Below are 23,626 nucleotides of genomic sequence, written 5' to 3'. Positions count from 1 at the left end.
GCGAAGGTTGGCGTGTTTGGGCTGGAAGCGCGGCTTAGCGGCGCGGCGTGATGGCGGACTGGGCCGACGGCTGATCCGCCGGGGCCATCGGCATCACCTTCTGACCGGCCTTGAGCAGGTGCACGCCGGCGGTCACGATGGTCTGGCCGGGTGTCAGGCCGCTGGTGACGAGCAGCACGTTGTCGCGTGGCTCACCCACCGTCACCGGCACGGGCTTGACCGTTTGCGATGCGGCGTCATACAGCCACACCACGTTCTTGCCCTGCTCCTGCAGCAGCGCGCTGATCGGCACGCGCACCCCGATGCCACCGCTGTCCGCACCACCCGATGTGCCAACTGTAGGGCGCACGAACCTGGCCACCGCCGTCATGCCCAGTTTCAGGTCGGGCGGCGGGTTGGGCACCGAAATCTTCACGGTGTACGTACGCGTGAGTGGGTCAGCCGCTGGCGCAATCTCACGCACCTTGCCCGGAATGCTGCGCGACTGGTCTGCCCACAGCTTGACGCTCACGTCGGGCGATTTGCGCAGCGTGTCCACCTGGTCTTCGGGAATGCCAACCACAACCTCTTTCTCGGCCGTCTGTGCCACACGCACGACCGGCTGGCCAGCAGACACCACCTGCCCGACCTCGGCGTCGACACCCGTCACTACGCCATCTGCATCGGCTTCGAGCGTGGCATAGGCGGCCTGGTTGGATTGATTGCGATAGCCCGCTGCAGCCTGCTCGTAGCGAGCCTGCGCACCGTCATAGTTGGCTTGATGGCGTTGCTGCTCAGCCGCACTAATGAACCCCTTGGCAAAGAGCTCAGAGAAACGTTTGAGATCGGCTGCCGCCAGATCGCGGTCGGTCTTGGCGGCCGACAACTGGGCCTGGGCAGATTGCTGCGCCAGCGCCAGATCGGCTGGGTCCAGGCGAGCCAGCACCTGCCCCTTCTTGACCGTCGCCCCCACGTCGACCAGCCGCGCGACGATCTTGCCCGGCACGCGGAAGCCCAGGCGCGATTCAATGCGCGGGCGCACATCGCCGGAGAATTCTGCTGTGCCGGCGCCCTGCTCGCTGGTGACCGTCAGGGTGCGTACGGGGCGGACTTCTGGCGCCTTGGGCTGTTCTTTGCTGCAGCCAGCGAACAGCGCTGCGCCGGTCAACAAGACCGTTGATACAGCCAGAGACCAAGAGCGCCCTCGCGACTGCGCAAGCGTGTCGGAGGAACCGGTGGAGTCGGAATGCGGGTACGACGGATACATCGCAGGCACGGCGGGCATGACACGCTCTCAGTAAATAACTGACCGGTCAGTAATATACCCACAGCAATGCGCAGGGTCAACGACACGGCGTGGTCTGATTGACTTTTATTGCTGACCGCCTGGCAGCGGCCTCCCACATGCTGCGCTGCAGCGCCATGTAGAATGGCCGCCCAGCTTATCTTCCGACATCACGTCCACCGCGACGGCCTCTTCCGTGACCCCCGACGACTACTGCGCCGACAAGGCCGCCCCGCCCGGCAGCGATGTGTACTACAGCGTATTGTTTCTGACGCCCGAGCGCCGCCGCGCGACCATCGCGCTGGAGGCTGTACGCCGTGAGCTGGAAGATGCCGTGCGCGATGCGACCGACCCGGCTGTCGTGCAAACGAAGCTGCAATGGTGGCGCCTGGAGCTGGCCCGTTTATTCGAAGGCCGCCCCGATCACCCCGCCACCAAAGCGCTGCAACCGCATCTGGCCGCCTATGACATTGGCGCAGTGCACCTGGGCGAACTGCTGGCAGGCGTTGAGGCCGACGCCATGCAGAACCGCTACCTGGACTGGCCCAACCTGCGTCGCCACGGCGACCAGGTAGCCGGTGTGGCGGGCCGACTGGCTGCACGCATCGCCGGCCATACGCATGCGCGCACGCTGGAATTCGCACGGCAGCTGTCGCTGGCTGAGCAGTTGGTCCACTTCATTCGCAACCTGGGGGAAGACGTTCGCCACAACCGCGTCTATGTTCCCGTGGACGAACTGCAACGCTTCAACGTGCCGGCCGCAGATCTGTTCAACCGCCGCTATGCAGAAGGCTTCAAGCCGCTGATGGCGTTCCAGGCCGAGCGTGCCCGCACGACCTACAAGGAAGCCCTGGCCGCATTGCCCGCTGAAGACCGCCGCGCCCAGCGCTCAGCGCTGATCCGCGGCGTGCTGGCCATGCGCCTGCTCGACGAGGTGGAAGCCGACGGCTTCCAGGTGCTTACGCAGCGCACCGACCTGACGCCGCTGCGCAAGCTTTGGCTGGCCTGGAAGACACAGATCAAGCGTTAATTACGTCTTGATGAGATCCAGCGGTGCAAACCGGCCGGCCAGCACCGCCTGCGAATCCATGCCCCACCAGCGCTCCAGCACCGTCGCGTAAAGCGAGCGGAAATCGACCGACGGGTCGAGATTGCCGCCACCATCCAAGCGCTCCAGCATCGGTCCCTGCCCGGACAGTCCCCCCTTCACACGACCGCCTGCCACGAAATGCGCGGCGGCGGTGCCGTGGTCCGTACCGTTGTTCAGGTTTTCGCGCGGGCGGCGACCGAACTCGGAATACGTCACGATCAGCGTGTCGTTCCAGCGGCCCAGCTCCGTGAGCGCACTTTTGAGCGAGGCAATGCCATCGCCCAACTGCTTCAGCAGGTTCGCCTGCGTGCCCTGCTGGTTGGTATGCGTATCAAAGCTGCCCAGCGACAGGCACACCACGGCCACATCGGCCCCGCCATGCCCGGGAGCAGCAACCACCTGCATCGCCGCCTTGATCGAGTTGCCGAAGCCGCCATCCGGAAAGTGCGTCTGGAATGCGAACTTGCCCGCCTTCGGACGCAGCCCGTCGGCGGCTTTGACGATATCCGCCTCGACTTTCAGCACGTGCTCAAGCGTTGCATTGCCCATGGCGTGAGACGGCATCGCCAGCTTCGCGTCGTTGAGGAACGCGTCCGGATTGGCCAGCGCCACCGCCCGGGAGCCGCCGTCGAGTGGGCCAAGATCCGCAGTGCCGATGATCACGCCATCCGCACCGAACGAAGCCGGCACCGGCCGCGCGGCAAACGCGCGTGTCAACCAGCCTTCGCGCAGGTACTGGTCGGAGCGCGACGCCGTATCCCAAATTTCGATCGAGCGGAAGTGCGAGAGATTCGGCTGCGGATACGACAGCCCCTGCACCACCGACAACTCGCCCGCCTGCCACAGCGGCATCATCGCCTGCAAAGACGGGTGCAGGCCGTAGCGGTCATCGAGTTGCAGCACCTGCTCACGCTTGATGGCAATGCGCGGGCGCAGCGCGTAGTACTGCGCGCTGGTGTACGGCACGACGGTGTTCAAGCCGTCGTTGCCGCCCTTGAGTTCAATGAGGATCAGCAGATTGCCGTAGCCCTTGCGCCCGCCTTGATCCCGCTGCCCTTGAGCAAAGACCACGCCCGGTAGACCGGATGCAGCGCCACCAAGGCCGAGCATGGCGCCCGCCTTCAGAAAATCGCGACGTTCCATGATGTGTGCTCCTGCAATCGTGGCGTTACTTCAACTGGTAGGCGGGGTCCATCATCAGCGTGCGCAGGTACGCGGTACCAGCCAGCTTGACGGGGATGGGCGCGGTGGGCTCAATCGGCAACACCGCGCGCTGGATCGAAATGCGCGGCCCAAGTTGCGGCGGGTCATCCCCATCCGCCCCGAACTGCGCCAGCCACTTGGACGAGTTGAACGACACCATCGTCTGCGACTGCGCCAGCTTGAAGCGGCCCTCCTGGCCCATGCCCTTGAGCGCTTGGCCCAGGCCCTGCACCGTGCCACCCTCTTTCAGGTCTGCACGCATGGCGGCCATCATCACGCCGGGCTTCTGCTGCTGGGCTTGCTGCGCAGGTGCTTTCATTTCGGTCGAACGGAACAACTGATCGAGAAACTGCTTGCGCCCCAGCAACGTGGTCGAGTTGATCCACGCATCGCCGCCCGGCCAGCCCTTCACGTTGGGCGGTGCCAGCAAGTTCTGCCCGAGCTGTGCAGACTTGATCGCGAACGGCGTCGGATCGGAGTACTGCACGTTGAACTCCTTGAGCGTGCCGACAATCATCTCCGCCGGCGACTTCACCAGCGTCGCGCGCGTCTGCGGCGCCCAGAAGGCCGGCGTCATGAACAGCTCGCGCAGGGCAACCTTGATGTCGTAGCCGCTTGAGCGGAACGCATCGGCCACGTGCTGCACCTGCGCCGCATCCGGGTCAGGCGAAACGAACTCGCGCCACAGCTTGGTCGCGATGAAGGTGGCCGTCTCCGGGCGGGACAGCAGGATGTCGAGCATCTGGTCACCGTCGTAATCGCCACTCTGGCCGAAGACGGTCTTCACGCCGGTGTCGTGAATCTGCGGGCGCCAGAGGTAGGCAAAGTCGTGCTCACGGTCGATGCTCCAGCCCGTGTAGGCGCGCGCCGCTTCCTTGATGTCCTGCTCGGTGTAATGGCCCTCACCCAGCGTGAAGAGCTCCATGACCTCGCGTGCGAAATTCTCGTTCGGCTTGCCCTTGCGGCTTTCAGCACCGTCCAGATAGATCAGCATCGCCGGGTCTTTGCCGATGGCGTGCAGCATCGCTCCGAAGTTGCCCACCGCTTCCTGGCGTAGCAGCACGTTCTGCCGGTACATCAACTGCGCAAACGGCACCTTCTGCGAGCTGGACACGAAGTGGTTATGCCAGAACAGCGTCATGCGCTCGGTCAGCGGCGACGGCGTCTTGATCATCTCGCCCATCCACCACGCGCGCAGTTCCAGCTCGTGCGCAGCATTCTTCTGGCGCGCGGCCTTGCGGGCGTCTTCGTCGGGCAGTTTGTTGTAGGGGATGATCGGTTCAGTGACCCACGCTGGCGGCGGCGTGGTGGCAACCGTGCCCGTCTGCGCCAGCACGCAATCGACGGCCTCTCGGTGCGTCAGCCCGGCATAGGTATCAAGCTCGCTCTCGGAAGGCGAAAAGCCGATGCGGGTGAGGAAATAGCGCGCGTCTTCGCGGTCCAGGCGCTGCTCGTCGGCAACGGGTGCCTTGGCATGCGTGCTGTGGCGATGCGGCTTGTCCTGCGTCGCCGCCTGCGCGTATTGGAGTGAAAACGCACCGGCGGCTGCCAGCGCGATGCAGATCACGGTGTCACGTACTCGCATGTCGGTCCCCCGAGTCGACCCTACTGCCCCTTTGCTGCTTTTGCCGGGGCAGCGACTGCGCGCCGTTCCTCGGCCCCTACCTAGCCGCCACGGTGATAGATGTCCCGCGTGACGTCATAGATGTTCTGACGCAACTGCTTGCGTTCCTCGGGGGACAGCTTGCGCTGCGGGGGTGGCGACGACCGGCCTTCGTTCTCGGCTCGGCGGTTTTCCATGGCGGCGGCACGGCGACGGCGTTCATCCGCCTCGTTACCGCGTCCTCCACCTTGGTTCCCGCCCTTGTGCGGTGCGGCGGCCTCAAAAAAGTTGCCGCCGTTGAATCGACCGAACCCGTTTCCGCCACCAAATCCACTGGGGGGCGCATTGTGCGGCCCACGTGCCTGTGCCGGCAGATACACCAGGCAGAGGGCGGCAGCACACGCCGTCAGCGCCAAGCGCTGCCGGAAACTTGCTGATCGATCCGTCAAAAGAGAGAGAGAAGCCACGTCCATGTTGCTGGAAACCGATGCGCCATGCATCATTGCGCGACAATCGATATCAGGCAACCGCATTGCACGCCAGTCCCCTTTATGGGGGTCAACACGATTTGACCCCAACTGAGGAACCGCCAACGCAGTGTAGCCGTGCGTCCTACAGACTGTTCGTGTGGCCCGGTAAATAATGTAACCGTCTGTTTCAATTGGGGTTCTACCGCGCCTCGAGCCTCTGTTTTTGTCGTTACCATTAGCGCCATGGAAAATTCTGGTCAAAAGATTCTCGTCGTCGACGACGATCCCCGCCTGCGCGATCTGCTGCGCCGCTATCTCGGGGAACAGGGCTTCACCGTGCTGGTGGCGGAAAACGCCACGGCCATGAACAAACTCTGGCTGCGCGAGCGGTTCGACCTGCTCGTGCTCGATCTCATGATGCCGGGCGAAGATGGCTTGTCGATCTGCCGTCGCCTGCGCGGCGCGAACGATCAGACGCCCATCATCATGCTCACCGCCAAGGGCGAAGACGTGGATCGCATCGTCGGCCTCGAAATGGGCGCCGACGACTATCTGCCCAAGCCCTTCAACCCGCGCGAACTGATTGCACGCATTCACGCCGTGCTGCGCCGCCGCGGGCCTGCCGAGATTCCTGGTGCGCCGTCGGAAACGCCCGAAACCTTCGCCTTTGGTGATTTCGTGCTGAACCTGGCCACGCGCACGCTCAAGAAGAACGACGAAGAGATCACGCTCACGACGGGCGAATTCTCCGTGCTCAAGGTGTTTGCGCGCCATCCGCGCCAACCCCTATCGCGCGAAAAGCTCATGGAAATGGCGCGCGGCCGTGAATACGAAGTCTTCGACCGCAGCCTGGACGTGCAGATCTCGCGCCTGCGCAAGCTGATCGAGCCTGACGCCAGCAACCCGCGCTTCATCCAGACGGTCTGGGGCCTGGGCTACGTGTTCATTCCTGATGGTGCCAAGTAAGGGCGCCGAGTAACCTCTCTCACCCGCAACCGACTTGCGCATTCCGCGTCCGGCCGCGCTGCGGCATCTGTTGATCAGTGTGTTTGGTTCGCTGTTCTGGCGAACCTTCATGCTGATCGCTCTGCTCATTGCGATCTCGCTGGGCGTCTGGTTCCAAAGCTTCCGCATTTTCGAGCGCGAACCGCGCGCGCAGCAGATCGCCATGCAGGTCGTCAGCGTGGTCAAGCTCACGCGCGCGGCGCTGCTGTATTCCGACCCGGCGCGGCGGCGCTTCCTGCTGCTCGACCTCGTGCAGAACGAAGGCATCAAGGTCTACCCGCGCGAGAAGGAAGACGAGTACCGCGAACCGCACACCAACCCGTACCTGACCCAGCTCGTCCAGCAGGAAATCCGCAATAGGTTGGGCGCCGAAACGGTGATCGCCACGGCGGTCAACGACATTCCGGGCGTGTGGGTGAGCTTCCAGATCGAGGGAGACGACTACTGGGTCGCCATCAGCCCGGATCGTTTCGAGCACGTACCGGGGCTGCAGTGGCTGTGGTGGTCGATGGCAGCGCTGGTGCTGTCGGTGCTGGGCGCGGCATTCATCACCTCGCGCGTGAACCAGCCGCTCAAGCGGCTGGCCGACACGGCGCGCGCCATCAGCGCGGGCGACGACCCGAAAGCACTGCCGGAAGCCGGCGGCACCGAAGTGGCGCAAGCGAATCACAGCTTCAACCAGATGGTGCGCGACCTCAAACAACTTGAGGCCGACCGCGCCGTCATGCTGGCGGGCATTTCGCACGACTTGCGCACACCGCTTACGCGCCTGCGCCTGGAAACCGAGATGAGCCCCGTCGACGAACAGACGCGCGAGTTGATGGTGGCCGACATCGAGCAGATGGACGCCATCATCGGCCAGTTCCTCGACTACGCGCGCCCTTCCAGTGAGATGCAGGAAGAGGTGGATCTGACCGAACTCGTGCGCGACACGGCACCGGTGTATTCGGCGCACGACGACATCGATCTCACACTCAAGCTCGCGCCGGAAGCCATCGCCCGCTGCAACCGGATGGAGACGCAGCGCATTCTCGATAACCTGATTGAAAACGCGCGCCGTTACGGCAAGACGCCCGGCACCGGTCGCGCCGACATCACGGTCAGCACCGTGCTGCAGAACAACGAGGTGGTGCTGTGCGTGGCCGATCGCGGCGCCGGTGTGCCCGTCGATCAGCTTGGGCTGCTTACGCGCCCGTTCTACCGGCTTGAATCTGCCCGCAGCGAGGCCAAGGGCGCCGGGCTCGGCATGTCGATCGTCAATCGCATCCTGCAGCGCAGCGGCGGCCGGCTGGTGCTGGAAAACCGCACACCGCCGGAAACCGGGTTGGTCGTCAGCGCCTGCTACACACGCTTCTGATCCACGCCGCTCAGGCATACCCCCTGCTTCTCACGGCTGTCATGCGCAGCGACTAGCGTAGTCGAATCAGCGTGCCCGGCGGATCTGCTATGGCGGCCGTTGAGATTATCAATTAGCCGGTTACGAGATCGTCAACCATACTGCAGCCGCCAGGCTGCGCTCTCCCGCCGCCGCTGCGTTCTTCGTCTCTCCGTCCCCCTCTTCCCATTGCCGGGGCGGCGGCGAGTCTGCGTTTGCAAGCTCTGTTCCCCCACTGCACAACTTCAGGAGAAGCTCATGAAGACCATTGGTGACAAGCTCGAACCGTTCAAGGTCGTCGGCGTCAAGCCGGGGTTCAATCATCACGAGGAAGGCGGCCAGTCGGCGTTCGAAGACATCACCGAGACCTCGTTCCCCGGCAAGTGGAAGGTCATCTACTTTTATCCGAAAGACTTCACCTTCGTCTGCCCGACCGAGATCGTCGCCTTTGCCAAACTCAACGGCGATTTCGAAGACCGCGACACCGTCGTGCTGGGCGGCTCGACCGACAACGAGTTCGTCAAGCTCGCATGGCGCCGCGAGCACAAAGACCTCGACAAGCTCAACCAGTGGTCCTTTGCCGACACGACCGGTGCCCTGATTGATCAGCTCGGCGTGCGCGAACATGAGGCCGGCGTTGCATTGCGTGCAACGTTTATCGTCGACCCGGACAACGTCATCCAGCACGTGTCGGTCAACAACCTGAACGTGGGCCGCAACCCGGATGAAGTGCTGCGCATTCTCGACGGCCTGCAGACCGACGAGCTGTGCCCGTGCAACCGCGCGGTTGGCGGTGCCACGCTGTAGTCGCCACACAAGGCATGCCGAATCGAAGCCCGCCCTGCGCGGGCTTTCCTTCTTCCAGCCACCGCTAATAGGAGCTGCCGATGGAATTCCTGCAGACGATAAAAGGCTTGATACCGGATTACGCCAAGGACATCCGCCTGAATGTAGACGGCACGATCGCACGGTCTTCGCTCGAAGGCACGGATGCGGTGGGCGTGGCGCTCGCGGCAGCCTTTGCCGCGAAGAGCAAGGTGCTGACTGAAATCATCCGTAATGCCGGCGTACTGTCGGCCGAGGAGACGACTGGCGCTCTCACCGCTGCTGCGCTGATGGGCATGAACAACACTTGGTATCCGTTTGTTGAGATGGCCGACGACGCCGACCTGAAAACGCAACGCGCCGAACTCCGCATGAACGCCTACAGCAGCCACGGCGGCATCGACAGGCGGCGGTTTGAGATGTATGCCTTGGCAGCGTCCATCGTCGGCAAGTGCCACTTCTGCGTGAGCTCGCACTACAAGCTGCTCAGGGAGATGGGCATGAGCACGCAGCAATTGCGCGACGTTGGGCGCGTCGCTTCGGTCATCAACGCGGCAGCTATTGTGATTGCGTCCGAATAGACCATCACGCGCCACAAACGAAAACGGCAGCGCCGGAGCAATCCGGGCTGCCGTTTTTCGCCAAGCGGCACTTCAGTCTTGATCAGCGCCTTCCGCACGGTAGAGCAGCACGATGGCCTGCGCGACGATGCCCTCTTCCTTGCCCTCGAAGCCGAGCTTCTCGTTGGTCTTGGCCTTGACGTTACAGCGCTCGGGCGCAATGCCGAGGTCTTCCGCCAGGTTGGCAACCATGCCCGGCACGTGCGGTGCGAGCTTCGGCTTCTGTGCGATGACGGTGGCGTCGACATTGCCCACGGCATAGCCGGCCTTGCGCACGCGTTGTACGGCTTCACGCAGGAGCACGCGACTGTCGGCGCCCGCAAAGGCAGGATCGGTGTCGGGGAAGTGCCGGCCGATATCGCCCAGGCCAGCGGCACCGAACAGCGCGTCAGTAATGGCGTGCAGCAGCGCATCGGCATCGGAATGGCCGAGCAGCCCGCGCGTGTGAGGAATGTCCACGCCGCCCAGGATCAACTTGCGGCCTTCCACCAGCGCGTGTACGTCGTAGCCCTGGCCAATGCGGATGTCCATCCAGTTCATGCTTGTGATGCCTCGTGAGGTTTGTCTTGTGCGTACTGCGCGAGGATGGCCTCAGCAAGCGCGAAATCGTCGGGGTACGTCACCTTGAAGTTGCGCAGCGCGCCGGGCACCAGCAACGGTTTGTGGCCGGCACCCTCAATGGCGCTCGCTTCATCGGTAACGATGCGGTGCTGCGTGAGCGCATCACGCAAGGCGCGTTCCAGCAAGCCAAGCGGGAACATCTGCGGTGTTTGCGCTTGCCACAGGCCATCACGCTGTACGGTGGCATCGATGTGCTGTTCGGCATCTGCACGCTTGAGCGTATCGGCCACTGGCAGCGCGAGGATGCCGCCAACGGCCTGCGAGCCTTCGCTCTCCACCGCGGCAACCAAGCGCGCGATCAGCGCAGGTGTCAGACCTGGGCGCGCCGCATCGTGCACGAGCACCCAATCGTCGTCGTGCGCACCCATCCCGCGCAACGCTGCCAACCCATGCGTGACCGACGCGTGGCGCGAATCACCGCCGCAATCCACTTCGACCAGCCTGGGTGCATCGAAACCGCCATCGGGAAAACGCTGCACGAGCGGTTGTGCGCCCGGCGTCGTCACGATCAACACAGAATCGATCTCGGGGCTCCCCAGAAAGGCTTGTGCGGTGTGCCACAACATCGGCCGCCCGGCGATCGCCTGATATTGCTTGGGCAAATCGCCGCCGGCGCGCGAGCCGGTGCCGGCTGAGGGAATCAGCGCAAAACGGCGTCGGCCTGGGCGGGAAGGTTCGGACATGGAGTGCAAGAGATGAGCGTGGATGCGGCGTTTGCACGGTTTTTGAGCCGTCACCAGCATGTAATTCGCGCGGATTTTATAATAGCGGCCAACGTCACGACACCCCGCCTGCAAACGCCGGCGGGGTGTCGTGCTTTGCCTTGCCGACCGGTCCTACAAGAACCCGACGTCTCCCATGTCCGATTTTTCGCTTTCTGCCCTGCCCGCCGTCAAACCGGGCGCGCGCCTCGTCTTCAGCGGCCTGCAAGGCGCGGCAGATGCCCTGCTGCTCGCACGCTACCTGGAGCAGCATCGCGCTGTCGTGCCGATGCTGGCGGTGGTCTGCGCCAATGCCGTCGATGCCCAGCGCCTGGCCGAAGAACTGCGCTGGTTTGCCCCGCAAGCGCGTGTGAAGCTGCTGCCGGACTGGGAAACGCTGCCGTACGACAACTTCTCGCCGCACCAGGACTTGATCTCCGAACGGCTGGCCACGCTGCATGACCTGCAGAACGGCGCGTGCGACATCCTGCTCGTGCCGGCATCGACGGCATTGCAGCGCATCGCGCCGCCGTCGTTCCTGGCGGCCTACACGTTCTTCTTCAAGAAGGGCGAAAAGCTCGACGAGGCTGCGCTCAAGGCGCAATTCACGCTGGCCGGCTACGAGCACGTCAGCGCCGTCATGCGCCCCGGTGAATACTCTGTGCGCGGCGGGTTGATCGACCTGTTCCCGATGGGCTCGCCGCTGCCGTACCGGCTCGACCTGTTTGGCGACGAGATCGAGACCATTCGCTCGTTCGACCCGGATACGCAGCGCAGCCTTTACCCCGTGAACGAAGTGCGCCTGTTGCCGGGCCGCGAATTCCCGATGGACGAGGCGTCGCGCACCGCCTTCCGCGGACGCTGGCGCGAGGTGTTCGAGGGCGACCCGACGCGCTCGCCCATCTACAAGGACATCGGCAACGGCGTGCCGAGCGCCGGTATCGAGTACTACCTGCCGCTCTTCTTCGAAGAGACCGCCACGCTGTTCGACTATCTGCCGGGCGCCACGCACTTGGCCTTCGTGGGCGACATCGAAGGCGCGGTGCGCCGCTTCTGGGCTGATACCACGCAGCGCTACAACTTCATGCGCCACGACCGCGAACGGCCGTTGCTGGAGCCCGGCGCGTTGTATCTGGATGAGGAAGCGTTCTTCGTGGCGGCCAAGCCGCATGCCCGTCTTGTGCTGCGCGCGGAGCCTGGCGATGCCCCGCTCTCGCTGCCGCTGCCAAACGTTGCGGTCAACCGCCGCGCAGAAGACCCGCTGGTCAACCTAGAATCGTTCCTGATGCGTGGCAACTGCCGCGTGATGATCTGCGCAGAATCCGCCGGCCGCCGCGAAACGCTCGCGCAGATGTTCGCCGCCAGCGGTCTGCATCCGGAAGGCGTGGCCGACTATGCCGACCTGATAAGCGGCGACGCCAAGTTCGTGCTGGGCGTGGCACCGCTGTACCAAGGCTTCATCCTCGGTGACGAACGCATCGCCATCATCACCGAGACCGAGCTGTACGCACAGACCACGCGCCGCGCCGGTCGCCGCAAGCAGGAACAGGCCACCGCCGTCGATGCGATGGTGCGCGACCTGGCCGAACTGAAAATCGGCGACCCGGTGGTCCACAGCGAACACGGCATCGGCCGCTATCAGGGGCTCATCTCCATCGACATGGGCAACGGCGAGGAGGAGTTCCTCCACCTCGACTACGACAAGGGCAACAAGCTCTACGTGCCAGTGCATCAGTTGCATGTGATCTCGCGCTACTCGGGTGCCGATCCGGAAACCGCGCCGCTGCATTCGCTCGGATCCGGCCAGTGGGAAAAGGCCAAGCGCAAGGCTGCGCAGCAGATTCGCGACACGGCGGCAGAGCTGCTGAACCTGTACGCACGCCGCGCGCTGCGCCAGGGCTTTGCCTTCCCGCTCACACCCGAGGACTACGTCAAGTTTGCCGAGAGCTTCGGCTTTGAAGAAACGCCCGACCAGGCCGCCGCCATTGCCGCTGTCATCGCTGACATGACCTCGGGCAAGCCGATGGACCGCCTCGTCTGCGGCGACGTCGGCTTCGGCAAGACAGAAGTCGCCTTGCGCGCCGCGTTCGTCGCAGTCATGGGCGGCAAGCAGGTCGCCATTCTCGCGCCGACCACGCTGCTGGCCGAGCAGCACTATCAGACGCTGGTCGACCGTTTTGCCGACTGGCCCGTGCGCATTGCCGAAATCTCGCGCTTCAAGAACAAGAAGGAAATCGACGGTGCCATCGAGGCCATCAACGCCGGCACCATCGACATCGTGATCGGCACGCACAAGCTGCTCTCTCCTGACGTCAAGTTCGATCGACTCGGGCTCGTCATCATCGACGAGGAACACCGCTTTGGCGTGCGCCAGAAGGAGGCGCTCAAAACGCTGCGCGCCGAGGTGGACGTGCTCACGCTCACCGCCACGCCGATCCCGCGTACGCTGGGTATGGCGCTCGAAGGCCTGCGCGATTTCTCGGTGATTGCAACCGCGCCGCAAAAGCGCCTGGCCATCAAGACCTTCCTGCGCCGCGAGGAAGACGGCGTGCTGCGCGAGGCCATCCTGCGTGAGCTGAAACGCGGCGGGCAGGTCTACTTCCTGCACAACGAAGTCGAGACCATCGAGAACAAGCGCGCCAAGCTGGAGGAGCTGATTCCGGAAGCGCGCGTGGTGGTTGCGCACGGCCAGATGCACGAGCGTGAGCTGGAGCGCGTGATGCGCGATTTCGTGGCCCAGCGCGCCAATATCCTGCTGTGCACAACGATTATCGAAACCGGCATCGACGTGCCGACCGCCAATACGATCCTGATCCACCGCGCCGACAAGTTCGGCCTGGCGCAGTTGCACCAGTTGCGCGGCCGCGTCGGGCGTTCGCACCATCAGGCGTATGCGTATCTGCTGGCGCACGACCTGGACGGCCTGACCAAGCAGGCACAGCGCCGGCTCGAAGCCATTCAGCAGATGGAAGAACTGGGTTCGGGCTTCTATCTGGCAATGCACGATCTGGAAATTCGCGGCGCCGGCGAGGTGCTGGGCGACAAGCAATCGGGCGAGATTTCCGAGATCGGCTTCCAGCTCTATACCGACATGCTCAACCAGGCGGTGAAATCGCTCAAGGCGGGCAAGGAGCCCGACCTGATGGCGCCGCTGGCAGCCACCACCGAGATCAACCTCGGCACGCCTGCCCTGCTGCCGCAGGACTATTGCGGCGATGTGCAGGAGCGCCTGTCGCTCTACAAGCGCCTGGCCAACTGCGAGAGCGGCGAGACCATCGACAACATCCAGGAAGAGCTGATCGACCGCTTTGGCAAGCTGCCACCGCAGGCGCAGTCGCTCATCGAAACGCATCGCCTGCGCATTGCGGCCGTACCGCTCGGCATCCGCAAGATCGACAAGGGCGCGGAAGCGGTCACGCTGCATTTCATACCCAACCCGCCCGTGGATGCGATCAAGATCATCGACCTCGTGCAGAAGAACCGGCAGATCAAGCTGGCCGGCCAAGACCGTCTGCGTATCGAGAACATCCCGGCCGAGACGGCCGCGCTGGCGCAGACGATTCGCCATGCCATGCGGCAATTGAGCTGATGCGCTAGCATCGCCGAATCAAAAGATAAGGAAACACCATGAGCACCGCTCTCTCTACGCTCGACTGGACCCGCAAGCTGGTCAGCTTCGACACCACCAGCCGCGGCTCGAACCTCGCCCTGATCGAAACCGTGCGCGACTACTTGCGCGGCGTCGGCCTTGAAGCGCATCTCTCACACAACGACGAGCGCAACAAGGCCAACCTGTTCGCCACCATTCCGGCGGCAGACGGCGGCTTGCAAGGCGGCATCGTGCTGTCGGGCCACACGGATGTGGTGCCGGTGGATGGCCAGAAATGGGACAGCGATCCGTTCAGCCCGGAAGTGCGCGACGGCAAGCTCTACGGCCGTGGCACGTGCGATATGAAGGGGTTCATCGCTTCGTCGCTGGCGCTGGTGCCGTCACTGTTGCAGGCCAGGCTGCGTGAGCCGGTGCATCTGGCGTTGTCGTACGACGAAGAAGTCGGTTGCGTGGGCGCGCCGCGCATGATTGAAGACCTGATCGCGCGCGGCATCAAGCCTGCCGGCTGCATCGTCGGCGAGCCCACCTCCATGCGCCCCATCGTTGCGCACAAGGGCATCAATGCTTACCGCTGCCGCGTGCATGGCCGCGCCGCGCATTCGTCGCTCACGCCACAGGGGGTGAACGCCATCGAATATGCCGCGCGCATCATCTGCTTCGTGCGTGATCTGGCGGATGAATTCCGCGCCCAGGGGCCGTTTGATGAGGCGTTTGACGTGCCGTTCACCACGTCGTCCACCGGGCTGATCAATGGTGGGATCGCGCTCAACACGATCCCTGCGCTGTGCGAGTTCGTGTTCGAGTTCCGCAACCTGCCGGGCGTGGATGCCCCCGCCATCCGTGCACGCGTGGAGCGCTATGTTCGCGAAACCATCGAGCCCGCCATGCAGCGCGAGCACCCGGACGCCCGCATCGAACTGGCCGAGATTGCCGCTGCACCATCGCTGGATGCTTCCGAGCAGGCCGCCATCACGCAGCTCGTGCGCGTACTGACCGAAGACAACGACAAGCGCAAGGTTGCCTACGGCACCGAGGCCGGCTTGTTCCAGCGCGCCGGCATTCCAGCCGTGCTGTGCGGCCCCGGCAACATCGAGCAGGCCCACAAGGCCAACGAGTACGTGGAGCTGGCGCAACTCGACGCCTGCGACCGCTTCCTCGCCAAGGTCGCCCACAGCCTGGCGGCGGAGACGGCCTCAGCCTGAATTTTGTGCTGCGCGCGTCTCACCTTTTGGTGGGGCGCATTCCTACCGGGGGCTTCGCTACAATAGCGCGCTTCCCCGGCGCATCCTTTCTCCCGTCCTCCCATGCCTGTCGTCCTGCAAAGCCTGTCGCCGCTGTCTACCGGCGATATCGAGTCCGTCCGCAGCCTGTTCGGCACAGCCGCGTTTGAAATGCGTGCGCCCAACGTCGCCGCCATCGAATGGGTGCACGAGCTGCCCAGCGAGCTGCGCGTCCAGCTCGACGCCATCTGCGCCAACCTGAGGCTGGACTACGCGTGGATTCCCGACGAGTGGACCTTTGGGGACTTCCGCGTGCTGGCGATGGACATGGATTCCACGCTCATCACCATCGAATGCATCGACGAGATTGCGGACTTCTGCGGGCTCAAGCCGCAGGTGGCCGCCATCACCGAAGCGTCGATGCGCGGTGAAATCAAGGATTTCAACGAGAGCCTGACGCGCCGTGTCGAGCTGCTCAAGGGTCTGGATGCAAGCGTGCTGGAACGCGTCTACAACGAGCGCCTGCAGCTCTCCCTGGGCGCAGAAAAGATGCTCAAGGCCGTGCAGGCCATGGGCATCCGCACGCTGCTCGTGTCGGGTGGCTTCGAGTTCTTCACCTCGCGCCTGCAAGAGCGCCTGGGGCTCGACCGCACGCGCGCCAATACGCTGGAGATCGTGGACGGCAAACTGACCGGCCGCGTGCTCGGCGAGATCGTCAATGCCGACGTGAAGGCGCAGACGCTCAAGGCGTTCTGCAAGGACATGGGCGTGACGCCGCATAACGCCATCGCCATGGGTGACGGTTCGAACGATTTGAAGATGATGGGTGTCGCCGGCTTGTCGGTGGCGTTCCGTGCCAAGCCCATCGTGCAGGCGCAGGCCGATGTGGCGTTCAACGTTGTCGGCTTGGATGGGTTGCTGAACCTCTTTCCGCAGCAGTAAGGAACAATGGCGACCAGCCAACCAGCCCGAAAAAAACTCGCACCGGTGGTGCGAGAAACGGTAGAAGCGCACGACTATGCGGCCTTGCTGGTCGAGATCAAGGCGCGTATTCAGGCTGCACAGTACGCAGCGCTGCGAGCGGTCAACAAGGAACTGGTCGGCCTCTACTGGGACATCGGGCAGTTAATCGTCGCACGCCAGCAAACCGAAGGGTGGGGCAAAGCCGTCGTACAGAAGCTTGCCACTGACCTACAGGCGAGCTTTCCGGGCACGGGCGGGTTTTCGGCATCTAACCTGTGGCGGATGAAGGGTTTCTTCGAAACCTACAGCGACACGACAAAACTCGCACCACTGGTGCGAGAAATCGGCTGGAGCCACAACCTCCTCATTCTCGAACGCTGCAAGGACGCTCAGGAGCGTGAGTTCTACCTGCGCATGACGCGCAAGTTCGGATGGTCGAAGAACGTGCTTGCACACCAGATCGACAACCAGAGCTACGAAAAGTCGCTCCTGGGCCAGACCAATTTCGATCAGGCCCTGACGCCGGCCTTGCGCGCGCAAGCCAAGCTGGCAGTCAAGGACGAATACGCCTTCGACTTTCTCGAACTGGGCGACCAGCACAGCGAACGCGAGCTTGAGCGCTCGCTGATCGCCCGCATCGAGGACTTTCTGCGTGCAATGGGCGGCATGTTTGCCTTTCTTGGCAGCCAGTACCGGCTTGAAGTGGCCGGGGACGAGTACTTCATCGACCTCCTGCTGTTCCACCGGCGCCTGCGCTCGCTGGTCGCCATCGAACTGAAGATCGGCAAGTTCGAGCCCGAGTTCATCGGCAAGATGCAGTTCTACCTGGCTGCGCTGGACGAACAGGTGCGCCAGGACGACGAGAACCCGTCCATCGGCATCATCCTGTGCAAGGAAAAGAAGCGCACCATCGTCGAGTACGCCTTGCGCGACGCAAGAAAACCGATCGGCGTGGCGACCTATGCCATCACCAAGAGCTTGCCGAAGGAGTTGCAGGGCCAGTTGCCCTCGCCTGAAGCCATCTCGCGCCTGTTGGAAACGCTGTAACAGCGACCACCTGCGGATGCAAAACGGGGCGCAACCTGTGCGCCCCGCTCCATTGCCCTGACGGACCGACCAGATCAGGTCCGCAGGTGCGTCTCCATTGCCTGCTTCAGGTCGGCGATCAAGTCACGCGGGTCTTCCAGGCCGATATACAGGCGCACGAAACCACCCGCGTTCTCCCAATCGGCCGGCGGCCAAGCGGTCGCCGTGCGCATCGACGGGATGTTGTACGGCAGCGCCAGGCTGTGCGCCCCGCCCCACGAAAAGCCGATCGCAAAGTAACGCAAGCCTTCGATGAAAGCATCGATCTGCGCCTGCGAATAGCGCTCGTGCAGCACGATCGAGAACAGGCCACTGGCACCGGTGAAGTCACGCTTCCAGTTGTCATGGCCTGGGCAGTCAGGCAGCGCCGGGTGCAGCACGCGCACGACTTCGGGCCGGTCGGCCAGCCATTCGGCCACTTCACGCGCGTGGGCGTCGTGCGCAGCCAGGCGCGTCGGCAGGCTCGGCAGGCCGCGCAGCACGAAATAGCAATCGTCCGCCGACACGCCCCAGCCCATGCGCATGCGCGTGGCCAGCAGCTTGTGGTGCAGCGCCTCGTCGTTGGTGATGGTGGCGCCCATCAGCACGTCGCTGCCACCGGACTGGTACTTGGTCAGCGCCTGCACGGAGATGTCGATGCCATGCGCGAACGGCTGGTAGTACACGCCGCCGCTCCAGGTGTTGTCGATCGCCGTGATGGCGCCTGCCGCACGGGCCACCTCAGCAATGGCGGTGCAGTCGGGCACTTCCATCGTCACCGAACCCGGCGCTTCCAGCCACACCAGCTTGGTGTTGTGGCGGATCAGATCGGCAATGCCTGCGCCGACCATCGGGTCGTAGTAGCGCACGGTGATGCCGAACTGGCGCGCCATCCATTCGCCATGGTCGCGGTTCGGGCCGTAGGCGTTGTCTGGGATCAGTACATCGTCGCCGGACTTGATGAGCGTGAAGTACACCAGCGAGATCGCCGCCAGGCCCGAGGGCAGCAGCAGCGCATGCGAACCGCCTTCGATCTGCGCCAGCGCCTGGCAAAGCGCGTCGGACGTCGGGGTGGCATGCAGGCCGTAGCGCCAGTGCACCACACTACCGCTGCCGAAGGCGCGCATATCAGCGAGGTTCTTGAACACCACGGTCGATGCGCGATGTGTGGCGTGCGAGAACGCAGCAAAACCCGGCGGGACATTCAGGTCCGGATGCACAGCCAGGGTTGCGGGAAACTTGGGCGGGAGCTTGGTATCGTCGTTCACGAAAGATTCCTGGTGAGTGGCGTACGTGCAGCCGATTTGGCAGATGGATGCTGCGGGCAACTGACCCGGCAGCTTACCAGTGCGCGCTGGATCGCGCGGGATTGACGGGCGGCAGCACCGGTGCAGGTGAGACCTGACCGGGTGCGGCGGGCATCAGCGGCGTGGCTGGCGTCACCGCATTGCTGTTGGCGGCGGCATCGTACGGGGGAATCACCACCACGGCGACCGGTCGCAGCACAAACGGCAGCGTACTGCCGCCGTGTGCGACATCCGTCCAGGTGCCATGCACGATGCCGTGCATGTCGATGGCGCCTTCCCATGTGCCGGTGACGTTCGTACCGTCGTCGGACTCTTCCATCAGGAAGCCGCCGTTTTCATATTCGCCAGTCACAAGGCGCACGCCCGGCCCTTTGCCCGCTGTGTACTCGCCGTGGACGCTGTCGATCTCACCGGGCTTGCGGCCGAGGCGCATGTGGATCGGCACATCCCCGATGACGCCGGTGTAGACGGGATATTTCGCGTAGTCGGGCTGGGGCTGCAACACGTGGGGTTGGTCGGTCTGGGCGGAGAACCCATTATCGGCCTTAACAGCCCTGGCGGCGCGCCGCTTGTCGCCATCCGCAATGGCGCGGTTCAGGCCGAGGTCACCCGGCTGCACGTTGGCGCCGCCGGCCGACACGTCATAGCCGTTGCTGGCAGCCGGCGTCTGGGCAGACGCCGTTGTCACACCTACGGCGCCCAGGGCCAGCACCAGCGCGAGCAATGCGCCGGCCGGCCCAGTCGGGCGCTCAATCAGAAGAAAGCGTTCAGATGCGTTCGAACACCGCCGCAATGCCTTGTCCTCCACCAATACACATGGTCACCAGCGCGTAGCGACCGCCAATGCGCTGCAGCTCGTGCAGCGCCTTCACCGTAATCAGGGCGCCCGTTGCGCCAATCGGGTGGCCGAGCGAGATGCCCGAGCCGTTCGGGTTGACCTTGGCCGGGTCCAGGCCCAGTTCCTTCGTCACGGCACAAGCCTGCGCGGCAAACGCCTCGTTGGCTTCGATCACGTCCAGATCCTTGACCGACAGGCCTGCACGCTCCAGCGCCTTGCGCGTGGCCGGCACCGGGCCGATCCCCATGATCTTCGGGTCCACGCCCGCGTGGCCGTACGACACCAGACGTGCCAGCGGCTTCAGACCACGCGCTTCGGCCACCGAACGCTCCATCAGCACCAGTGCTGCGCCCGCATCGTTCAGGCCCGAAGCATTGCCGGCCGTGACCGTGCCGTTTTCCTTGGCGAAGACCGGCTTGAGCTTGGTCATGTCGTCGATGGTGGCGTCGTGGCGGACGTGCTCATCGGTATCGAACTGGATGTCGCCCTTGCGCGACTTGATCGTCACCGGAACGATCTGGTCCTTGAAGTAGCCAGCCTGGATGGCGCGCGAGGCACGCTGGTGCGATTCCAGCGCGGTCTGGTCCTGCTGTTCGCGGCTGATGCCGAACTCGCGGGCGACATTTTCCGCCGTCACACCCATGTGGATGGTGTGAAACGGGTCGTGCAGCGCGCCGAGCATCATGTCGACCATCTTGGCGTCGCCCATGCGCGAGCCCCAGCGGGCAGCCGGCGCGAGGTACGGCGCGCGGCTCATGCTTTCGGCACCACCGGCAATGGCAATGTCAGCGTCACCCAGCAGCACGGTCTGCGCGGCGTTCACCACAGCCTGCAGGCCGGAGCCGCACAGACGGTTGACGTTGAACGCGGGCGTCTCAGCCGACACGCCGCCATTCACGGCCGCCACGCGCGAGAGGTACATGTCGCGGGGCTCGGTGTTGATGACGTGGCCGAACACCACGTGGCCAACTTCCTCGCCCTTCACGCCAGCACGGGCGAGGGCCTCGCGCACGACCAATGCACCCAGTTCACACGGCGCCACGTCCTTCAGGCTGCCGCCAAACGTCCCGATTGCGGTACGAACGCCGCTGACCACCACCACTTCACGTGCCATTGCTGTCTCCCATGCCATTGAAATTGAATGGCAACGAGTATAAACGCACGACCGTTCGCAAATTTTAGGTGCGATTACCTAATGGGCCAAAGTTGAGCTTGAGACTCAGACCTCGCCCCAGAGGTCGTGACCATCCGCGCCAGTGATCTTGACCGACACGAAATCGCCCGCCTTGTAGCGCTTGTATGGCTTGGACGGCGGCGCGATGTAGACCAGTCCGTCAATCTCCGGCGCATCTGCGGACGAGCGGCCAATGCCGCCATCCTGGTTCACCTCGTCGACCAGCACGCGCAGCGACTTGCCGACTTTGCGCTGCAGACGGCGGGCCGACACACGCTCCGCCACTTCCATGAAGCGCGCGCGGCGCTCTTCACGCACCTCGTCGGGCAGCGCGCCCGGCAGGTCGTTGGCGGTCGCACCTTCCACCGGCGAGTAGGCGAAGCAGCCCACGCGATCCAGTTCGGCTTCGGCGATGAAGTCGAGCAGCGTTTGAAACTCTTCTTCCGTCTCGCCCGGGAAACCGGCAATGAACGTGCTGCGGATGGTTAGCTCCGGGCACACCTCGCGCCAGGCGCGGATGCGGTCGAGCGTTTTCTCGGCATTGGCCGGACGCTTCATACGCTTGAGCACGTCCGGGTGCGCGTGCTGCAGCGGCACGTCGAGGTACGGCAGCACCTTGCCCTCGGCCATCAGTGGCATCACTTCGTCCACGCTCGGGTACGGGTAGACGTAGTGCAGGCGCACCCAGGCGCCATACTGCGAGGCCAGTTCGCCCAGCGCAGCCACCAGCTCGGTCATGCGCGTCTTGAGCGGTCGGCCATTCCAGAAGCCTGTGCGGAATTTGACGTCAACACCATAGGCGCTGGTGTCCTGCGAGATGACGAGCAGTTCCTTCACGCCGGCTTTCAGCAGGTTTTCTGCCTCCAGCATCACTTCCGCCACCGGGCGCGAGACCAGGTCGCCGCGCATCGACGGGATGATGCAGAAGCTGCAGCGGTGGTTGCAGCCCTCGGAAATCTTCAGATACGCGTAATGCTTGGGCGTGAGTTTGATGCCCTGCGGAGGCACGAGGTCGATGAACGGATCGTGCGGCTTAGGCAGGTGCGTGTGCACCGCTTCCATCACTTCGCCCAGCGCATGCGGCCCGGTCACGGCCAGCACCTTCGGGTGCACGCTGGTGATGATGTCCTGGCCGGCGGCGTCCTTCTTGGCGCCCAGGCAACCGGTGACGATCACCTTGCCGTTCTCGGCCAGCGCTTCGCCGATGGCATCCAGGCTTTCCTGCACCGCCTCGTCGATGAAGCCACAGGTGTTGACGACCACCAGGTCCGCCCCGCCGTACGTGCCGGAAATCTCATACCCCTCTGCGCGGAGCTGGGTGATGATTTGCTCGGAATCGACCAAAGCCTTTGGGCAACCAAGCGAAACGAAGCCAACTTTCGGGCTCTGGGTACTAACGTCGGACATGGGGACAACCTGATGTGGGGAGTGTTTGTGCCGCGCGCTTGACATGGTTTCGGTACGTGCATGAGCGCCGCGCGGATGCGCATTTTACCCTGCCGGAGCCGTCTGCCGGCCACCCTGATGCAGCGCATGCTCAATCACGCGCTGGATTTCCATCGGGTCCTGCAGACGCCGGATGGCATCGTGCAACTCGGCTGCCTGCGGCCACGTCCGTTTCAGGTAACCGAGCCATAGCTTGACCCGGCCATGCTCGTGCTTCGACAAGATGCGCGCATGCAGCTTCTTCAGATAGTCGGCAAGAAAACCCAGCACAATCGGCCATTCTTCCGCGGAGGGCTCCGGCTCCATCCGCCCGCGAATGCGCTGAGCCAGGAACGGATCAGACACGGCACCGCGGCCGATCATCACGTCATCACAACCGCTGACGGCGCGGCAGCGCTCCCAATCGCCCACGGTCCAGACTTCGCCATTCGCGATGACGGGCACGTGCACGGCATCCGCGATACGCGCAATCCACTCCCAATGGGCTGGCGGGCGATAGCCATGATCGCGCGTGCGGGCATGTACCACCAGCGACGCCGCACCACCTTCGGCCAGGGCGGTCGCACACTCGATCGCGCGCGACGTATCGGAAACACCCAGGCGCATCTTGGCCGTCACGGCAATGTTTTGCGGGACAGCAGCCCGCACCGCCGCCACGATCGTGTGCAGCACTTCCGGCGTATCAAGCAGCATGGCGCCGCCGCCGTGCCGATTCACCACTTTGGCCGGGCAGCCGAAGTTTAGATCGATACCATGCGGTGACAAGGTCGCGGCGTACGCGGCGTTCCGCGCAAGCCATTCCGGGTCGCTGCCTAGAAACTGAACGACCATCGGCGTACCGCTGGCGGTGTAGCCGCCGTTGGCGATTTCAGGCGTCTCGCGCTCGTAGGTGCGCAGGGGCAGCAAGGAGCCTGTTACCCGGACAAACTCGGAGACACATCCATCGAAGCCCCCGGCGCGGGTCAGCGTGTCACGCATGACGAAATCCGCGACGCCCTCCATCGGGGCGAGCAAAAGACGGCTCATGCGAAAGCGGCCACCCGGTCAATGTGCCGGAAGCTGGGGTTGAACATGGGAATCACCGAAGCGGGAGATCGAGATCTTGAAGTAATGCATAAAGCGCACGCATCAGCCTCTGAGGCCGCGCATTTTACCCTGCTACCCAATTCCCATCACCCAAACAAAAAAAAGGCGAACCGCAGTGCGATTCGCCTTTGTCCGCCAAG

General features: G+C 63.9%; 20 protein-coding genes. 9 read left to right on the top strand and 11 right to left on the bottom strand.

Annotation, left to right across the window (positions count from 1 at the left end; all coding sequences use genetic code 11):
- Positions 1-34: 34 nt before the first annotated feature.
- Complete coding sequence (locus tag V6657_RS07920) at positions 35-1,255, bottom strand: efflux RND transporter periplasmic adaptor subunit (protein WP_048932857.1); 1,221 nt, start codon at positions 1,253-1,255, stop codon at positions 35-37.
- A 205-nt stretch (positions 1,256-1,460) separates the two neighbouring features.
- Here V6657_RS07920 and hpnD point away from each other — a divergent pair, with 205 nt between their 5' ends.
- On the top strand, positions 1,461-2,294 hold the full coding sequence (gene hpnD / locus V6657_RS07915; protein ID WP_048932488.1) for a presqualene diphosphate synthase HpnD: 834 nt from the start codon (positions 1,461-1,463) through the stop codon (positions 2,292-2,294).
- Here the strand turns inward: hpnD and V6657_RS07910 are convergent, their stop codons facing one another.
- The 3 genes from V6657_RS07910 to V6657_RS07900 all read right to left on the bottom strand — a co-directional run bounded on the left by V6657_RS07910 (position 2,295) and on the right by V6657_RS07900 (position 5,663).
- Positions 2,295-3,497, bottom strand: coding sequence for a DUF1501 domain-containing protein (locus V6657_RS07910; RefSeq protein WP_048932489.1), 1,203 nt, complete (start codon positions 3,495-3,497; stop codon positions 2,295-2,297).
- Between the two features lie 25 nt (positions 3,498-3,522).
- On the bottom strand, positions 3,523-5,142 hold the full coding sequence (locus tag V6657_RS07905; protein ID WP_048932490.1) for a DUF1800 family protein: 1,620 nt from the start codon (positions 5,140-5,142) through the stop codon (positions 3,523-3,525).
- 80 nt (positions 5,143-5,222) lie between these two features.
- The gene (locus tag V6657_RS07900) at positions 5,223-5,663 is read right to left on the bottom strand and encodes a hypothetical protein (RefSeq protein ID WP_338755070.1); all 441 of its coding nucleotides are present in this window, start codon (positions 5,661-5,663) and stop codon (positions 5,223-5,225) included.
- Between the two features lie 210 nt (positions 5,664-5,873).
- Here V6657_RS07900 and ompR point away from each other — a divergent pair, with 210 nt between their 5' ends.
- The 4 genes from ompR (at position 5,874) to V6657_RS07880 (ending at position 9,416) form a co-directional block, all read left to right on the top strand.
- Positions 5,874-6,596, top strand: coding sequence for a two-component system response regulator OmpR (ompR, locus tag V6657_RS07895; RefSeq protein ID WP_004627064.1), 723 nt, complete (start codon positions 5,874-5,876; stop codon positions 6,594-6,596).
- A 34-nt stretch (positions 6,597-6,630) separates the two neighbouring features.
- Entirely contained in the window at positions 6,631-7,992 is a 1,362-nt protein-coding gene (locus tag V6657_RS07890; RefSeq protein ID WP_048932492.1) for an ATP-binding protein, read from the top strand.
- 276 nt (positions 7,993-8,268) lie between these two features.
- The gene (locus tag V6657_RS07885) at positions 8,269-8,817 is read left to right on the top strand and encodes a peroxiredoxin (RefSeq protein ID WP_021194604.1); all 549 of its coding nucleotides are present in this window, start codon (positions 8,269-8,271) and stop codon (positions 8,815-8,817) included.
- 80 nt (positions 8,818-8,897) lie between these two features.
- Entirely contained in the window at positions 8,898-9,416 is a 519-nt protein-coding gene (locus V6657_RS07880; protein ID WP_048932493.1) for a carboxymuconolactone decarboxylase family protein, read from the top strand.
- A 72-nt stretch (positions 9,417-9,488) separates the two neighbouring features.
- Here V6657_RS07880 and ispF read toward each other — a convergent pair whose 3' ends face one another.
- Positions 9,489-9,995, bottom strand: a complete 507-nt coding sequence (gene ispF, locus V6657_RS07875) for a 2-C-methyl-D-erythritol 2,4-cyclodiphosphate synthase (RefSeq protein ID WP_048932494.1) — start codon at positions 9,993-9,995, stop codon at positions 9,489-9,491.
- A complete protein-coding gene (gene ispD / locus V6657_RS07870) occupies positions 9,992-10,759 on the bottom strand; it encodes a 2-C-methyl-D-erythritol 4-phosphate cytidylyltransferase (RefSeq protein WP_048932495.1) in 768 nt (255 codons plus the stop codon). Before ispD ends, ispF begins: the two co-directional genes overlap by 4 nt.
- 175 nt (positions 10,760-10,934) lie before the next feature.
- On the opposite strand from ispD, the gene mfd reads away from it, so the two are divergent.
- From mfd to V6657_RS07850, 4 genes are all read left to right on the top strand, one after another.
- A complete protein-coding gene (gene mfd / locus V6657_RS07865; RefSeq protein WP_048932496.1) occupies positions 10,935-14,366 on the top strand; it encodes a transcription-repair coupling factor in 3,432 nt (1,143 codons plus the stop codon).
- 38 nt (positions 14,367-14,404) lie between these two features.
- Positions 14,405-15,589, top strand: coding sequence for an acetylornithine deacetylase (gene argE, locus V6657_RS07860; protein ID WP_048932497.1), 1,185 nt, complete (start codon positions 14,405-14,407; stop codon positions 15,587-15,589).
- A 102-nt stretch (positions 15,590-15,691) separates the two neighbouring features.
- Positions 15,692-16,549, top strand: coding sequence for a phosphoserine phosphatase SerB (gene serB, locus V6657_RS07855; RefSeq protein ID WP_048932498.1), 858 nt, complete (start codon positions 15,692-15,694; stop codon positions 16,547-16,549).
- 6 nt (positions 16,550-16,555) lie between these two features.
- Positions 16,556-17,617, top strand: coding sequence for a PDDEXK nuclease domain-containing protein (locus V6657_RS07850; RefSeq protein ID WP_048932499.1), 1,062 nt, complete (start codon positions 16,556-16,558; stop codon positions 17,615-17,617).
- A 74-nt stretch (positions 17,618-17,691) separates the two neighbouring features.
- Here V6657_RS07850 and V6657_RS07845 read toward each other — a convergent pair whose 3' ends face one another.
- The 5 genes from V6657_RS07845 to V6657_RS07825 all read right to left on the bottom strand — a co-directional run bounded on the left by V6657_RS07845 (position 17,692) and on the right by V6657_RS07825 (position 23,426).
- Positions 17,692-18,903 carry a cystathionine beta-lyase gene (locus V6657_RS07845; protein WP_048932500.1) on the bottom strand — a complete coding sequence of 404 codons (1,212 nt, stop codon included), beginning with the start codon at positions 18,901-18,903 and terminating at the stop codon, positions 17,692-17,694.
- Positions 18,904-18,976: 73 nt separating this feature from the next.
- Positions 18,977-19,735, bottom strand: a complete 759-nt coding sequence (locus tag V6657_RS07840; RefSeq protein WP_048932501.1) for a hypothetical protein — start codon at positions 19,733-19,735, stop codon at positions 18,977-18,979.
- The gene (gene bktB / locus V6657_RS07835; protein ID WP_048932502.1) at positions 19,710-20,894 is read right to left on the bottom strand and encodes a beta-ketothiolase BktB; all 1,185 of its coding nucleotides are present in this window, start codon (positions 20,892-20,894) and stop codon (positions 19,710-19,712) included. The genes V6657_RS07840 and bktB overlap by 26 nt, the downstream gene beginning before the upstream one ends.
- 105 nt (positions 20,895-20,999) lie before the next feature.
- Positions 21,000-22,361, bottom strand: coding sequence for a 30S ribosomal protein S12 methylthiotransferase RimO (gene rimO / locus V6657_RS07830; RefSeq protein WP_048932503.1), 1,362 nt, complete (start codon positions 22,359-22,361; stop codon positions 21,000-21,002).
- Positions 22,362-22,445: 84 nt separating this feature from the next.
- Positions 22,446-23,426, bottom strand: a complete 981-nt coding sequence (locus tag V6657_RS07825; RefSeq protein WP_048932504.1) for a tRNA-dihydrouridine synthase — start codon at positions 23,424-23,426, stop codon at positions 22,446-22,448.
- Between the last annotated feature and the right edge of the window lie 200 nt (positions 23,427-23,626).

It is taken from the genome of Ralstonia sp. RRA (assembly GCF_037023145.1).
In the GTDB taxonomy this organism is placed as follows: Bacteria; Pseudomonadota; Gammaproteobacteria; order Burkholderiales; family Burkholderiaceae; genus Ralstonia.
Note: the sequence above shows the minus strand (reverse complement) of the source record. Positions and strands in the feature narration are given on the sequence as shown.

Excerpts from the sequence above, each read along its gene's own strand:
- V6657_RS07910 (WP_048932489.1), bottom strand. The coding sequence starts at position 3,497 with ATGGAACGTCGCGATTTTCTGAAGGCGGGCGCCATGCTCGGCCTTGGT.
- V6657_RS07905 (WP_048932490.1), bottom strand. The coding sequence starts at position 5,142 with ATGCGAGTACGTGACACCGTGATCTGCATCGCGCTGGCAGCCGCCGGT.
- V6657_RS07900 (WP_338755070.1), bottom strand. The coding sequence starts at position 5,663 with ATGATGCATGGCGCATCGGTTTCCAGCAACATGGACGTGGCTTCTCTC.
- ompR (WP_004627064.1), top strand. The coding sequence starts at position 5,874 with ATGGAAAATTCTGGTCAAAAGATTCTCGTCGTCGACGACGATCCCCGC.
- V6657_RS07885 (WP_021194604.1), top strand. The coding sequence starts at position 8,269 with ATGAAGACCATTGGTGACAAGCTCGAACCGTTCAAGGTCGTCGGCGTC.
- V6657_RS07880 (WP_048932493.1), top strand. The coding sequence starts at position 8,898 with ATGGAATTCCTGCAGACGATAAAAGGCTTGATACCGGATTACGCCAAG.
- ispF (WP_048932494.1), bottom strand. The coding sequence starts at position 9,995 with ATGAACTGGATGGACATCCGCATTGGCCAGGGCTACGACGTACACGCG.
- ispD (WP_048932495.1), bottom strand. The coding sequence starts at position 10,759 with ATGTCCGAACCTTCCCGCCCAGGCCGACGCCGTTTTGCGCTGATTCCC.
- mfd (WP_048932496.1), top strand. The coding sequence starts at position 10,935 with ATGTCCGATTTTTCGCTTTCTGCCCTGCCCGCCGTCAAACCGGGCGCG.
- argE (WP_048932497.1), top strand. The coding sequence starts at position 14,405 with ATGAGCACCGCTCTCTCTACGCTCGACTGGACCCGCAAGCTGGTCAGC.
- serB (WP_048932498.1), top strand. The coding sequence starts at position 15,692 with ATGCCTGTCGTCCTGCAAAGCCTGTCGCCGCTGTCTACCGGCGATATC.
- V6657_RS07850 (WP_048932499.1), top strand. The coding sequence starts at position 16,556 with ATGGCGACCAGCCAACCAGCCCGAAAAAAACTCGCACCGGTGGTGCGA.
- bktB (WP_048932502.1), bottom strand. The coding sequence starts at position 20,894 with ATGGCACGTGAAGTGGTGGTGGTCAGCGGCGTTCGTACCGCAATCGGG.
- rimO (WP_048932503.1), bottom strand. The coding sequence starts at position 22,361 with ATGTCCGACGTTAGTACCCAGAGCCCGAAAGTTGGCTTCGTTTCGCTT.
- V6657_RS07825 (WP_048932504.1), bottom strand. The coding sequence starts at position 23,426 with ATGAGCCGTCTTTTGCTCGCCCCGATGGAGGGCGTCGCGGATTTCGTC.